Here is a 13,204-nt window from a genome sequence, read left to right on the forward strand (position 1 = left end):
CCGTTGCCTGGCCGGTTGCGGCGGATCGTAATCGTCAGCGCAGGAGCGTATAGCCAACGACCGAAAGACAAACCAGCCACAGAGCACCGAAGCGGCGAGGCTGGCGCAACATCTGTCGACGCCAGGCGGGAATACACAGTCCGACCAACAGCATGGGAAGGCCGATAAAACACATCATCAGCACATTCATCACCGTCACGTACAGCAACGAAGTAATAGACAAGGAAAGCATCCATGCATCGAGAAATTGTCGGCCATGGTGCCATGGCAGTCCCTCCTGGCTCCAGAGAGCAAGGCACATAAGCAAATGAAACCTTTTATGTCTCCTGATGATGCAAGGAATGACTAAGCAGTTCTGCTCGCCGACCCGCGCCGCTACACTCCTGCCATCGCCAATACATCAACAGGGAATCGTTATGCAGATCGGTAGTGTGCTTTTACTGTTTGTCGGCCTGGTCGTCGCCATTCTGTTCATGGGGTTCAAGGTCGTGCCTCAGGGCTATCAGTGGACGGTCGAGCGTTTCGGTCGTTACACCAACACCCTCAAGCCGGGCCTGAACATCATCATTCCGGTGATGGACCGCATTGGTCGCAAGATCAACGTGATGGAAAGCGTGCTGGATATTCCGCCCCAGGAAGTCATCACCGCCGATAACGCCACGGTGCAGATCGATGCGGTGTGCTTCTTCCAGGTGGTCAACACCGCGCAGGCAGCCTACGAGGTGAACAACCTCGAACATGCCGTGCGCAATCTGCTGCAAACCAATATCCGTACCGTGCTCGGCTCCATGGAGCTGGACGCGATGCTCAGCCAGCGCGACAACATCAACGAAAAACTGCTGCGTACGGTCGATGAAGCCACGGCACCGTGGGGCATCAAGATCACCCGGATCGAGATCAAGGACATCAGCCCGCCAGCGGATCTGATGGCCGCCATGTCGGGCCAGATGAAAGCCGAGCGGATCAAGCGCGCGCAAATCCTCGAAGCCGAAGGCCTGCGGGCCGCGGCGATTCTTACCGCGGAAGGCAAGAAGCAAGCGCAAATCCTGGAGGCCGAAGGCGGTCGCCAGGCAGCCTTCCTTGAGTCCGAAGCTCGGGAGCGTCAGGCCGAAGCAGAAGCCCAGGCCACCAAAGTGGTGTCTGAGGCCATCGCGAACGGCAACGTGCAGGCGGTGAACTACTTCGTTGCACAAAAGTACATCGATGCCTTGGGCAAGCTGGCCTCGGCCAACAACAGCAAGGTGATCCTGATGCCGCTTGAGGCCAGCTCGATGATCGGTGCGGTCGGCGGCATCGGCGAAATCGTCAAGGCCACGTTCGACAACAAGAAAGCCTGAGGCGCACCATGTGGGCATTCCTGCAACATTTGTCGTTCTGGGACTGGTTGGCACTGGGCACGGTGCTGCTGATTCTTGAAGTGTTCGGCGCCGGCGGCTATCTGCTGTGGATCGGCATGGCGGCCGCCGCGGTGGGCTTGCTGACCTTTGCGCTGCCGACCATTTCCTGGGAGATGCAATTCCTACTGTTCGGCCTGCTCTCGATCGCCACCGCCCTGTACTGGTGGCGACGCCAGCGCAGTGCCGTGAGGGAGAGCGATCAGCCGAACCTCAATCTGCGCGGCCAGGAACTGATCGGCAAAACCTTTGTGGTGCACGAAGCGATTATCGACGGTCGCGGCAAGATCAAGGTTGCCGATGGCGTGTGGATGGCTCGCGGGCCAGACGCCGCGCTGGGTAGCCGCGTTCGGGTGGTCAGCCAGCAAGGGGCGATTCTGCTGGTGGAGCTGGCTGACTGAGCGGTCATGGAACTCGATTGGGTAAATGACGATCCAACCCCGTAGTTAACCCCCAGTGGAGTCACCCATATGCGTCTCAAACTTGCTGTCGCTACCCTTGCCTTGCTGTCCCTCCCCGTTGGTTCAGCAATGGCCGACAGCTTTTGGCGTAACGTCATCTCGTCCGGTGCAACCACCGGCTCGACTTACCTGACCTTCAAGGATCACAAGCTGATCGTCGCGGCCCAGGACGATGCCGGCAGTTTCGTCGCCAGCGACGGCGGCATCCGCGGCCCTTACCTGGAAGCGGCGATGCAGAAAGTCCGTGCCGACAATCCGGGCTTGCAAGCCACGGACATGGAACTGGCGAACGCGATCCTGGCGAAAAACGCCGTCGCGTCGGACTAAGTTTCACAGCTGTAAAAATGCCGCTCATATGAGCGGCATTTTTTATGGGCCGGGAACACTGCACTGCACTTTCCTACAGCCGCCAATGCCGAAACCCCGGCCCACTGACGAAATTTCAGCGGATGACTGAGGAATGCTCTGATTTCAGCGTCGGCTGCGCCCCCCCAAACTTTGTCGATTCGAACACCCTGCACAAGCGAATCGATACCCATGAACAAACCAAGCCTGTCTTTATTGCTGCTCGCCGCCATGTTCAGCAATGTGTCCCATGCCGAGGGCCTCTACGGCTCGGTAAAAATCCAGAGCGTCCAGCAAAACCTGGCAAGCGCCCTGCTCACCAGCCCACGGGTCAACAATCGTGTGGCCAGCCCGGACACCAATAAAGATGTTGGCGGCTCCGTGGCCCTGGGCTACGGGTTCAAAGGCGATTGGCGCCTGGAAGCCGAATACAGCATCAAGCAGGATTCGGCGTTCAAAAGCCGTTGGGCGCCGTTCAACGCCAACGTCAACAACATGCAAGTCTCGTCCAGTCGTCTGATGGTCAATGGCTACAAAGACTTCCCGCTGAACGACTACCTGTCGTTGTATGCGATGGCCGGCGTGGGTGTGGCGCACATCAATTCCGAAGGTTATCAAACCAATCCTTCGCGACGATTTGCCAATAACAGCCAGAACAACTTCGCCTACGCCGTGGGTGTCGGGGCCGACCTCAAGCTCAACCAGCAAATCACCCTCGGTGCCGGTTACCGCTATGTCGACATGGGCGAAATCGAAACCGGGTACAACACCTTCGCCAACCGCATCAATGCCCGGGACGAACAGCTCAAGGGCAAGTTGCGAGAGCAGAATCTGTACGTAGAGGCGCGGATGACGTTCTGATTCATCGTCCATAAAAAGCAAAGATCGCAGCCTTCGGCAGCTCCCACATGGAAACGCGTACTCCAGTAGGAACTGCCGAAGGCTGCGATCTTTTGATCTTGCTCAGCGGTAATCATCCACCGGCACACACGCGCAAAACAGATTGCGGTCGCCGTAGACGTTATCCACCCGATTCACTGCCGGCCAATACTTATGGGCCTTGGTGTGCGCATCCGGCGTGACCGCTTGCTCGATGCTGTAAGGCCGCTCCCACACTCCGGTGATGTCGGCCAGGGTATGCGGCGCGCGCTTCAGCGGATTGTCCTCGGCGTCCCAATTACCGTTTTGCACTTCGGTGATTTCCGCACGAATGCTCAGCATCGCCCCGATAAAACGGTCCAGCTCAGCCTTGGATTCGCTCTCGGTCGGCTCGACCATCAACGTCCCCGGCACCGGGAAGGACATGGTCGGCGCATGGAAGCCGTAATCCATCAGGCGCTTGGCCACGTCTTCTTCACTGATCCCGGTCAGCGCCTTGAGCGGCCGCAGATCGAGAATGCATTCGTGGGCCACCCGCTCATTGCGCCCGGTGTAGAGCACCGGGAATGCGCCGGACAAATGCTGCGCCAGGTAATTCGCCGCCAAAATCGCCACCTCACTGGCATCTGCCAATTGCGGCCCCATCATGGCGATGTACATCCAGCTGATCGGCAAAATGCTCGCACTGCCCCAGGGCGCGGCGCTGACCGCACCGTTCTGTGGTTGCGGGCCGTCGATCGGCACCACCGGGTGATTGGCCACGAACGGCGCCAGATGCGCCCGCACACCAATCGGCCCCATGCCCGGCCCGCCCCCGCCGTGGGGAATGCAGAAGGTTTTGTGCAGGTTCATGTGGGAAACGTCGGCGCCAATGTCGGCCGGCCGCGCCAAGCCAACCTGCGCGTTCAGGTTGGCGCCATCCATGTAAACCTGGCCGCCGTGGCTGTGGATAACTTCACAGATCTCGCTGATGCCTTCTTCGTACACACCGTGGGTCGAAGGATACGTCGCCATCAGGCAGGCGAGTTTGTCCCCCGCCGCTGCGGCTTTGTCTTTCAAGTCATCCAGATCGACGTTGCCCGCCTCGTCACACTCGACGATCACCACCCTCATGCCGGCCATTTGCGCCGAGGCCGGATTGGTGCCGTGGGCCGAGGATGGAATCAGACAAATGTCACGGCCACCCTGATGGCGGCTCTCATGATATTTGCGAATCGCCAGTAACCCGGCGTACTCGCCCTGAGCGCCAGAGTTGGGCTGCATGCAGATCGCGTCGAAACCGGTAATCGCGCAGAGCCAGCGCTCCAGCTCCTCGATCATCAGCGCATAACCGACGGCTTGCTCCTTGGGTACAAACGGATGCAGGTTGGCGAATTGCGGCCAGGTGATGGGGATCATTTCGCTGGTGGCGTTGAGTTTCATGGTGCAGGAACCCAGCGGAATCATCGACTGGTTCAGCGCCAGGTCCTTATTCTCCAGTTGCTTGAGGTAACGCAGCATCTCGGTTTCACTGTGATGCGCGCTGAACACTGGGTGTTGCAGATAATGTGTGCTTCGCAGCAACCCGTCTGGAATGCCGGAAATCAGGGATTCGGCGTCGAGCTCGTCGACGTTGAGTCCATGATCGGCGCCGAGGAACACATCAAACAGCTTCGCCACGGTGGTTTCGTCACAGGTTTCATCGAGACTCAAGCCCAATTGCCCCCGCCCGAGAATGCGCAAATTGATCTGCGCTTGCTGAGCGCTTTCGATGACCGCCGTCTGAGCACCGCCGACTTCAAGGGTCAGGGTGTCGAAGAACTGCTTGTTGAGGTGAGTAATGCCGTGGCGTTCCAGGCCGGCGGCGAGGATGCAGGTCAGCCGATGCACACGCTGGGCAATCCGTTTCAAGCCTTCCGGGCCGTGATAGACCGCATAGAAACTGGCGATATTGGCCAGCAGCACCTGAGCGGTGCAGATGTTCGAGTTGGCCTTCTCCCGGCGGATATGTTGCTCGCGGGTTTGCAGGGCCATGCGCAAGGCGACGTTGCCCCGGGCATCTTTCGACACACCGATGATCCGTCCGGGAATCGCCCGCTTGTACTCATCGCGACTGGCAAAAAATGCCGCATGAGGCCCGCCATACCCCATCGGCACGCCAAACCGCTGGGATGAACCAAACACCACATCCGCACCAAGCTCCCCCGGCGGCGTCAGCAACAACAGGCTCAGCAGATCCGCCGCGACGCAGGCCAACGCCTGCTGGGCATGCAGGTGATCGATCAGCGGCCGCAAATCGCGGATCTCGCCGTGGGTGTCGGGGTACTGCAGCAACGCACCGAACACCTGATGCTGTTTCAAGTTATCCACAGCGTCGATGATCAGTTCAAAACCGAATCCTTCGGCGCGGGTCTGGACCACGGAAATGGTCTGCGGATGGCAATTTTCGTCGACAAAAAACAGATTGCTCTTGGACTTGGCGACCCGCTTGGCCAACGCCATAGCCTCAGCGGCAGCCGTGGCCTCATCCAGTAGCGAGGCGTTGGCCAGTTCCAGGCCCGTGAGGTCGATGGTCAGTTGCTGGAAGTTGAGCAGCGCTTCGAGCCGACCTTGGGCAATCTCCGGTTGATAAGGCGTGTACGCGGTGTACCAGCCAGGATTTTCCAGCACGTTGCGCAGAATCACGGTCGGCGTGAGGGTGCCGTGGTAACCCATGCCAATCAGGCTGGTCCAAACCTGATTCTGTTCGGCATAGCCGCGCAGCTTGGTCAGCGCGGCTTCTTCGTCGAGGGCCGGTGGCAAGTCCAGTTCACGGTTGAGGCGAATACCCGGCGGCACGGTCTGCTCGATCAGCTCGACCCGGCTGCCAAGACCGAGGCTGTCGAGCATCGCCTGCTGCTCGGTGGCATCAGGCCCCAGGTGGCGGTGCAGGAAAGCATTGGGATCGCGTAACTGGCTCAAGGACGGCAACTGGGACATGACGGGCTCTCTCTTGACTGGCGCTCGGCGTCGATGCAACACGGTCAAACCAGCATAGCAGTCGATACCCGAGCGGTTGGCGTGGCGCCGTCGGCCAATCCCGATCATCCTGTTCGGCGCCTACTTAACGTCCGCTATCGGGTGTCTATTGCTCATGAGCCAACTTCCATTTCTGCCGTTTTCCAAACCCACCATCGATGAAGCCACGATTGCAGCGGTCGGCGAGGTGCTGCGTTCGGGCTGGATCACCAGCGGCCCCAAGGTTCAGGCCTTTGAAACGCAACTGTCGGAATTTTTCGGCGGGCGCCCGGTGCGCACCTTCAACTCCGGCACCTGCACCATGGAAATTGCGCTGCGCATCGCCGGCATCGGGCCGGGCGATGAAGTGATCACCACGCCGATTTCCTGGGTCGCCACCGCCAACGTGATTCTGGAAGTGGGCGCCACACCGGTGTTTGCCGATATCGACCCGATCACCCGCAACATCGATCTGGATCAGCTGGAAGCGGCCATCACCCCGCGCACCAAGGCGATTATTCCGGTGTACCTCGCCGGTTTGCCGGTGGACATGAGTCGTCTGTATGCGATTGCCAAAAAGCACGGCCTGCGGATTGTCGAAGACGCTGCGCAAGCCTTGGGATCGAGCTGGAACGGTCAACGCATCGGCGCAACCGGCGACTTTGTGTCGTTCAGTTTTCAGGCGAACAAGAACGTCACCTCGTCGGAGGGCGGTTGCCTGGTGCTGAACACGCCTGAAGAGGTGCGATTGGCGCAGAAGTACCGTTTGCAGGGCGTCACCCGCAGCGGTTTCGATGGTCTGGACGTGGATGTGCTGGGGGGCAAGTTCAACATGACCGATGTCGCAGCGGCCATTGGCCTGGGGCAGTTTGCTCACATTGAGGCGATCACCGCTCATCGTCGTGAGCTGGCGCGGCACTACTTCGCTTGTTTTGGTGAGGATTTCGAAGCGCAGTACGGGGCGCAACTGCCGCCGGCGGATTTCGAGAATAGCAACTGGCATTTGTTTCAGTTGGTGTTGCCTGAGCGTAAGCCACGGGCCACGTTTATGGAGCAGATGCAGGCACTGGGCGTCGGCATCGGCTATCACTACCCGCCGATCCATCTGCTGAGTCTTTACCGCGAGCGCGGTTTCAAGGAAGGGATGTTTCCGGTGGCAGAGCGGGTCGGTCGCTTTATTGTTTCGCTGCCAATGTTTACGGCGATGAGTGAAGCGGATGTTGAGCGTTCGGTGGCAGCCGTCAAAGCCGTGCTAAAGCCGTAAATAAGCGTAGGAGCTGCCGAAGGCTGCGATCTTTTGATCTTGAAAGTCAAAAGATCGCAGCCTTCGGCAGCTCCTACGGGGCGAAGATTATTCGCCGATAGCGGCTTTGTAGCCAGCCGCATCAAGCAGCTTGTCCAGCTCAGCCGGGTTGCTTGGCTTGAGCTTGAAGATCCAGGCACCGTACGGGTCGGTGTTGAGTGCTTCAGGCGAACCACCCAGGTCTTCGTTGATCGCGATCACTTCACCGCCAATCGGGGAATAGATGTCGGAGGCGGCTTTAACCGACTCGACCACACCGGATTGATCGCCGGCAGCAAACACTTTGCCCACTTCGGTCAGCTCAACGAACACCACATCGCCCAAGGCTTCCTGAGCGTGATCGCTGATGCCTACGGTGACGGTGCCATCGGCTTCCAGACGCGCCCATTCGTGACTTTCGGCGAAACGCAGGTCGGCAGGGATATCGCTCATGTTCTGTGTCCTCAAGAAGAATGTCAGCGGTCGTTGCCCGCCGGAAAAGTTTAAATCAAGGTTTTGCCATGGCGTACGAAGGTCGGTTTGACCACTCGGACCGGGTACCACTTGCCACGGATTTCCACTTCTGCGCGGTCGGCGGTCGCCATCGGCACGCGCGCCAGTGCAATCGACTTGCTAAGCGTAGGAGAGAAACTACCACTGGTGATCTCCCCTTCGCCAACATCGGCTATACGGACGACCTGATGAGCACGCAAAACACCACGCTCTTCAAGGACCAGACCGACCAGTTTGTGTTGTACGCCGTTGGCCTTTTCGGCTTCCAGGGCAGCGCGACCGATGAACTGGCGAGTGGCCGGTTCCCAGGCAATGCTCCAGGCCATATTGGAGGCCAACGGCGAGACATCTTGATGAATGTCCTGACCGTAGAGGTTCATCCCGGCCTCGACACGCAAGGTATCCCGGGCACCGAGACCGATGGGTGAAATGCCCGCGCCGACCAGATCATTGAAGAATCCGGGCGCCTGATCGGCTGGCAGCACGATTTCCAGTCCATCTTCGCCGGTGTAACCGGTGCGCGCGATAAACCAGTCACCGTCGGACCGGCCTTCGAAAGGCTTGAGGATCTGAATAAGGTTGCCGCGAGACTGCGTGACTAACTCGGCAATCTTGTGCCGAGCCTGAGGCCCTTGAATGGCCAGCATCGCCAACTCGGAGCGCTCGTGGAGTTGAACGTTGAAGGCGCCGACATGGGCCTGCATCCAGGCCAGGTCCTGATCCCGGGTGGAAGCGTTGACCACCAGGCGATAACCGTCATCGAGACGGTAGACGAGCATGTCGTCGACGATGCCGCCGCGCTCATTGAGCATGGTGCTGTAGAGCGCACGGCCGGGGCTGTGCAGGCGGTCGACGTCATTGGCCAGCAACTGCTGGAGCCAAGCCTTGGCCTGGGGGCCGTCGACATCGATCACGGTCATGTGGGATACATCGAAAACCCCGCAATCGCGGCGCACCTGATGGTGTTCCTCGACCTGCGAGCCGTAATGCAGTGGCATATCCCAACCGCCAAAATCGACCATCTTCGCGCCGAGGGCGAGATGAAGGTCATACAGAGGCGTACGCTGTCCCATGGGTTTCTCCTTCCGGGCGTGGCGAAGGTGCGGACAAGCACTGCACGGGGTGAAAGCCTTGAAATAGAAGGCTTTCAGCCGATTTCAGCTACCTGATCTGTCAGACGGACCGCACCGAATGCCGCGCATTGTAGCCGCAAGGTGTAGGACTGGCACCTAAGCGTTTCGATGTGCCGAACGTCGAATCAATCCGATGACCGGCAACAGCCCGACCAAAACCAGGCTCAGCGCCGGCAACGAGGCCCTCGCCCACTCGCCTTCGCTGGTCATTTCAAAGATGCGCACCGCCAGCGTGTCCCAGCCAAACGGGCGCATCAGCAGGGTCGCGGGCATTTCCTTGAGCACATCGACGAACACCAGCAACGCCGCGCTCAAGGTGCCTGGCAGCAAAAGCGGCAGATACACTTTGAAAAACAGTCGTGGCCCACTGACCCCAAGGCTACGTGCCGCTTCGGGCAAAGAAGGCCGTATTCGCGCCAGGCTGCTTTCCAACGGGCCGTAAGCCACCGCAATGAAACGCACCAGATAAGCCAATATCAGCGCCGACAAGCTGCCCAGCAGCAGTGGTTTGCCCGCGCCGCCGAGCCAACCCGACAGTGGGACCACCAGTTCGCGATCCAGGTAGCTGAACGCCAGCATGATCGACACCGCCAGCACCGAGCCGGGCAAGGCATAGCCGAGGTTGGCCAGGCTGACACCGGAGCGGATCGCCCGGGTCGGTGCCTGGCGTCGGGCAAACGCCAGCAACAGGGCAACGCTGACAGTGATCAACGCCGCCATGCCGCCCAGGTACAGGGTGTGAACGATCAGCCCGGCGTACCGCTCATCCAGATCGAAGCGCCCGCGCTGCCAGAACCACACCACCAGTTGCAGCATCGGAATGACGAAGGCGCAAGCGAACACCAGGCCGCACCAACTCATCGCCGCCAACGCCTTGAAGCCGCGCAAGTGATACAGCGCCTTGACCCGCGGCCGCTCGTTGCTAGCGCGGTTGGCGCCACGGGCACGGCGCTCGCCGTACAGCACGACCATCACCACCAGCAGCAACAGACTGGCCAGTTGCGCAGCGGTCGACAGGCTGAAAAAGCCGTACCAGGTCTTGTAGATGGCAGTGGTAAACGTGTCGAAGTTGAACACCGACACCGCGCCGAAATCCGCCAGGGTTTCCATCAGGGCCAGCGCTACGCCAGCACCAATGGCCGGACGCGCCATGGGCAACGCTACACGCCAGAACGCTTGCCACGGCGATTGCCCGAGGACACGAGCAGCTTCCATCAGGCCTTTGCCCTGGGCCAGAAACGCGGTGCGGGCCAGCAGGTAAACGTAGGGATAGAACACCAGCACCAGAACAAGGATTACCCCGCCGGTGGAACGCACTCTCGGCAATCGCAGCCCGGTGCCAAACCATTCGCGCAGCAAGGTTTGCACGGGCCCGGCGAAGTCCAACAGACCGACGAAGACAAATGCCAGCACGTAGGCGGGAATCGCAAAGGGCAGCATCAACGCCCAGTCCAGCCAGCGCCGGCCGGGGAATTCGCAAAGGCTGGTGAGCCAAGCCAGGCTCACGCCCAACAGCGTCACGCCGACACCGACGCCGAGCACCAGCGTCAGGGTGTTGCCCAGCAAGCGTGGCATCTGCGTGTCCCAGAGGTGGGACCAGATCTGCTGATCGATGGTTTGCCAGGAGAAAAACAGCACGCTCAGAGGCAGCAGGACCAGCCCGGCGATGGCGAAGACCAAGGGGTACCAGCGGCGTTGGGCGGGGTGGGCCAATGAAAAAAACTCTCGTTTTAAATGATTGTGCCCACGCTCTGCGTGGGCACACATCTTGTGACGCTCTGCGTCACGCTTCGACGCGGAGCGTCGGGGGATGCATTGCCACGCAGAGCGTGGGAACGATCAGTGTTGCGGCTAGTTCCAGCCCGCCCGATCCATCATACGAATCGCTTCAGCCTGACGCTTGCCGGCAATTTCCACCGGCAAGGTATCGGCGACAAACTTGCCCCAGCTCGCCACTTCCGCAGAAGGTGCAACCGCAGGGTTGGCCGGGAACTCCTGGTTCACATCGGCGAAAATCTTCTGCGCTTCTGGCGTGGTCATCCACTCCACCAACGCCTTGGCCGCTTCCGGGTGCGGCGCATGCTTGGTCAGGCCGATACCCGACAGGTTGACGTGCACGCCACGGTCGCCCTGGTTTGGCCAGAACAGCTTCACCGCCAGGTCCGGCTTTTGCTTGTGCAGGCGGCCATAGTAGTAGGTGTTGACGATGCCGACGTCGCACTGGCCGGCGTTGATCGCTTCCAGCACCGCGATGTCATCGGAGAACACGTCGGTGGAGAGGTTGCTCACCCAGCCCTTGAGGATCTGTTCGGTTTTATCGGCGCCGTGGACTTCGATCATGGTGGCGGTCAGCGACTGGTTGTAGACCTTCTTCGCCGTGCGCAGGCACAGACGACCTTCCCATTGCTTGTCGGCCAGACCTTCGTAAGTGGTCAACTCACCCGGCTTCACTCGATCAGTGGAGTAAGCGATGGTCCGCGCCCGCAGGCTCAGGCCGGTCCAGGCGTGAGACGAAGCGCGATATTGCAGCGGGATGTTAGCGTCGATGGTTTTCGAGGTGAACGGTTGGAGAATGCCCATCTGCTCGGCCTGCCAGAGGTTGCCGGCATCGACGGTGAGCAGCAGGTCGGCAGTGGCGTTTTCACCCTCGGCCTTGATGCGCTGCATCAGCGGCGCTTCCTTGTCGGTGATGAACTTCACCTGCACACCGGTTTTCGCGGTGTAGGCATCGAAGACTGGCTTGATCAGTTCGTCGATACGCGAGGAGTAGACCACCACCTCGTCGGCGGCCTGGGCGGCGGTGCTGCCGATCAGGGTCAGGGCCAGCGCGGTCAATAGACGCTTGGATGCCAACATGGGAGCGGTCTCTCGATTGAAAAATGAGGCCAAATGATAAGGACTCACATTTGTCAGCTCAATCGAACAGTTGGCGGGTGCGTTACCAGATGTTGCTGCAGGAGCTGCCGAAGGCTGCTCCTACAAAGACATGCGCGAAGGGTCAGGCCTTGGCGAGTGCCGGCAAATCCCCGGTCAACCCCAGCGCCTCACGCACAAACAACGCCTTGGCCTCCGGCAGCTGCTCGACAATCTTCAGCCCGGCATTGCGCAACCAGCGCACCGGCAGCGGATCAGCCTGGAACAACCGCTCGAAGCCTTCCATCGCCGCCATCAACGCCAAATTGTGCGGCATGCGCCGGCGCTCGTAGCGACTGAGGACCTTCACATCCGCCAGACGCTCGCCGCGTTCCGCCGCTTGCAGCAGCACTTCAGCCAGCACCGCGGCATCGAGGAAACCCAGGTTCACGCCTTGCCCGGCCAGTGGGTGAATGGTATGCGCCGCATCGCCGATCAGTGCCAGCCCTTCCGCCACATAACGCTTGGCATGGCGCTGACGCAGCGGCACGCACAGACGCGGATCGGCGCTGAGCACCGTGCCCAAACGGCCCTCAAAGGCCCGTTCCAGTTCACGGCAGAACCCTTCGTCATCCAGCGCCATCAGGCGTTCGGCTTCGCTCGGCGTGGTCGACCAGACGATCGAGCACCAATCCTGCTGACCGTCCCGTTCAAGCGGCAGGAAGGCCAGCGGACCGTTATCGGTAAAGCGCTGCCACGCCGTCATCTGATGCGGTTTGGAGCTGCGCACGCTGGTGACGATTGCGTGGTGCAGGTAATCCCACTCCCGCGTTGCAACACCGGTCAGCCGGCGCACCGCCGAATTGGCGCCGTCCGCCGCGATCACCAACGGCGCACGCAACGTGCGGCCATCGGCCAGGGTCAGCAGCCAGTCATCGCCGGAGCGGCGCATCTGCTCCAGGCGCGCATTGGCCAGCATGCCGAGGTCGCAGTCGTGCAAGCGGTCGAGCAAGGCGTCCTGAACCACGCGGTTCTCGACGATATGCCCCAGCACGTCGGCGTGCACACTGGCGGCCGAGAAGTGAATTTGCCCGGTGCCGCTGCCGTCCCAGACGTGCATGTCGGTGTACGGACTGCTGCGTCTGTTGGCGATGCCGTCCCAGACGCCGAGGCGCTCAAGAATCCGCTGGCTGGCGGCCGACAAGGCGCTCACTCGCGGTTCGAACGGCGCTTGGGCATTAAAGGGTTTGACGCTCATCGGGCTGCCGTCCAGCAGCAGGACTTCCAGCCCGCTGTCCTGTAACGCCAGCGCCAGGGCGCTGCCGACCATTCCGGCCCCGACAATCAGCAGATCTGCGCGCATGTCCA

Annotated in this window: 12 protein-coding genes; 5 read left to right on the forward strand and 7 right to left on the reverse strand. The window is 60.4% G+C overall.

Annotated features, from left to right (window positions below; all coding sequences use genetic code 11):
• Window positions 1-34: 34 nt before the first annotated feature.
• Window positions 35-223, reverse strand: a complete 189-nt coding sequence (locus ACA071_RS30205) for a hypothetical protein (RefSeq protein WP_497642353.1) — start codon at window positions 221-223, stop codon at window positions 35-37.
• Window positions 224-416: 193 nt separating this feature from the next.
• Here ACA071_RS30205 and ACA071_RS30210 point away from each other — a divergent pair, with 193 nt between their 5' ends.
• The 4 genes from ACA071_RS30210 to ACA071_RS30225 all read left to right on the forward strand — a co-directional run bounded on the left by ACA071_RS30210 (window position 417) and on the right by ACA071_RS30225 (window position 3,061).
• On the forward strand, window positions 417-1,337 hold the full coding sequence (locus ACA071_RS30210; RefSeq protein ID WP_054044604.1) for an SPFH domain-containing protein: 921 nt from the start codon (window positions 417-419) through the stop codon (window positions 1,335-1,337).
• A gap of 8 nt (window positions 1,338-1,345) precedes the next feature.
• Window positions 1,346-1,795 carry an NfeD family protein gene (locus tag ACA071_RS30215; RefSeq protein WP_497642354.1) on the forward strand — a complete coding sequence of 150 codons (450 nt, stop codon included), beginning with the start codon at window positions 1,346-1,348 and terminating at the stop codon, window positions 1,793-1,795.
• Between the two features lie 69 nt (window positions 1,796-1,864).
• A complete protein-coding gene (locus ACA071_RS30220) occupies window positions 1,865-2,182 on the forward strand; it encodes a DUF2388 domain-containing protein (RefSeq protein WP_123403978.1) in 318 nt (105 codons plus the stop codon).
• Window positions 2,183-2,392: 210 nt separating this feature from the next.
• A complete protein-coding gene (locus ACA071_RS30225) occupies window positions 2,393-3,061 on the forward strand; it encodes an outer membrane protein (RefSeq protein ID WP_497642355.1) in 669 nt (222 codons plus the stop codon).
• Between the two features lie 102 nt (window positions 3,062-3,163).
• Here the strand turns inward: ACA071_RS30225 and gcvP are convergent, their stop codons facing one another.
• Window positions 3,164-6,037, reverse strand: coding sequence for an aminomethyl-transferring glycine dehydrogenase (gene gcvP, locus ACA071_RS30230; protein WP_497642356.1), 2,874 nt, complete (start codon window positions 6,035-6,037; stop codon window positions 3,164-3,166).
• A gap of 154 nt (window positions 6,038-6,191) precedes the next feature.
• On the opposite strand from gcvP, the gene ACA071_RS30235 reads away from it, so the two are divergent.
• Window positions 6,192-7,319: a DegT/DnrJ/EryC1/StrS family aminotransferase gene (locus ACA071_RS30235; protein ID WP_497642357.1), complete on the forward strand. Its 1,128-nt coding sequence runs from the start codon at window positions 6,192-6,194 to the stop codon at window positions 7,317-7,319.
• Between the two features lie 87 nt (window positions 7,320-7,406).
• Here the strand turns inward: ACA071_RS30235 and gcvH are convergent, their stop codons facing one another.
• The 5 genes from gcvH to ACA071_RS30260 form a co-directional block, all read right to left on the reverse strand.
• Entirely contained in the window at window positions 7,407-7,790 is a 384-nt protein-coding gene (gene gcvH, locus ACA071_RS30240; RefSeq protein ID WP_497642358.1) for a glycine cleavage system protein GcvH, read from the reverse strand.
• Window positions 7,791-7,840: 50 nt separating this feature from the next.
• Window positions 7,841-8,923 carry a glycine cleavage system aminomethyltransferase GcvT gene (gene gcvT / locus ACA071_RS30245; RefSeq protein ID WP_497642359.1) on the reverse strand — a complete coding sequence of 361 codons (1,083 nt, stop codon included), beginning with the start codon at window positions 8,921-8,923 and terminating at the stop codon, window positions 7,841-7,843.
• A 156-nt stretch (window positions 8,924-9,079) separates the two neighbouring features.
• A complete protein-coding gene (locus ACA071_RS30250; protein WP_497642360.1) occupies window positions 9,080-10,696 on the reverse strand; it encodes an ABC transporter permease in 1,617 nt (538 codons plus the stop codon).
• A 138-nt stretch (window positions 10,697-10,834) separates the two neighbouring features.
• Window positions 10,835-11,839 (reverse strand): extracellular solute-binding protein, encoded by a 1,005-nt coding sequence (locus ACA071_RS30255; RefSeq protein WP_497642361.1) that lies wholly within the window; start codon window positions 11,837-11,839, stop codon window positions 10,835-10,837.
• Between the two features lie 142 nt (window positions 11,840-11,981).
• Window positions 11,982-13,199 (reverse strand): 2-octaprenyl-3-methyl-6-methoxy-1,4-benzoquinol hydroxylase, encoded by a 1,218-nt coding sequence (locus tag ACA071_RS30260; RefSeq protein ID WP_497645407.1) that lies wholly within the window; start codon window positions 13,197-13,199, stop codon window positions 11,982-11,984.
• Between the last annotated feature and the right edge of the window lie 5 nt (window positions 13,200-13,204).

It is taken from the genome of Pseudomonas sp. LBUM1646, assembly GCF_059716165.1.

Excerpts from the sequence above, each read along its gene's own strand:
- ACA071_RS30210 (WP_054044604.1), top strand. The coding sequence starts at position 417 with ATGCAGATCGGTAGTGTGCTTTTACTGTTTGTCGGCCTGGTCGTCGCC.
- ACA071_RS30215 (WP_497642354.1), top strand. The coding sequence starts at position 1,346 with ATGTGGGCATTCCTGCAACATTTGTCGTTCTGGGACTGGTTGGCACTG.
- ACA071_RS30220 (WP_123403978.1), top strand. The coding sequence starts at position 1,865 with ATGCGTCTCAAACTTGCTGTCGCTACCCTTGCCTTGCTGTCCCTCCCC.
- ACA071_RS30225 (WP_497642355.1), top strand. The coding sequence starts at position 2,393 with ATGAACAAACCAAGCCTGTCTTTATTGCTGCTCGCCGCCATGTTCAGC.
- gcvP (WP_497642356.1), bottom strand. The coding sequence starts at position 6,037 with ATGTCCCAGTTGCCGTCCTTGAGCCAGTTACGCGATCCCAATGCTTTC.
- ACA071_RS30235 (WP_497642357.1), top strand. The coding sequence starts at position 6,192 with ATGAGCCAACTTCCATTTCTGCCGTTTTCCAAACCCACCATCGATGAA.
- gcvH (WP_497642358.1), bottom strand. The coding sequence starts at position 7,790 with ATGAGCGATATCCCTGCCGACCTGCGTTTCGCCGAAAGTCACGAATGG.
- gcvT (WP_497642359.1), bottom strand. The coding sequence starts at position 8,923 with ATGGGACAGCGTACGCCTCTGTATGACCTTCATCTCGCCCTCGGCGCG.
- ACA071_RS30255 (WP_497642361.1), bottom strand. The coding sequence starts at position 11,839 with ATGTTGGCATCCAAGCGTCTATTGACCGCGCTGGCCCTGACCCTGATC.
- ACA071_RS30260 (WP_497645407.1), bottom strand. The coding sequence starts at position 13,199 with ATGCGCGCAGATCTGCTGATTGTCGGGGCCGGAATGGTCGGCAGCGCC.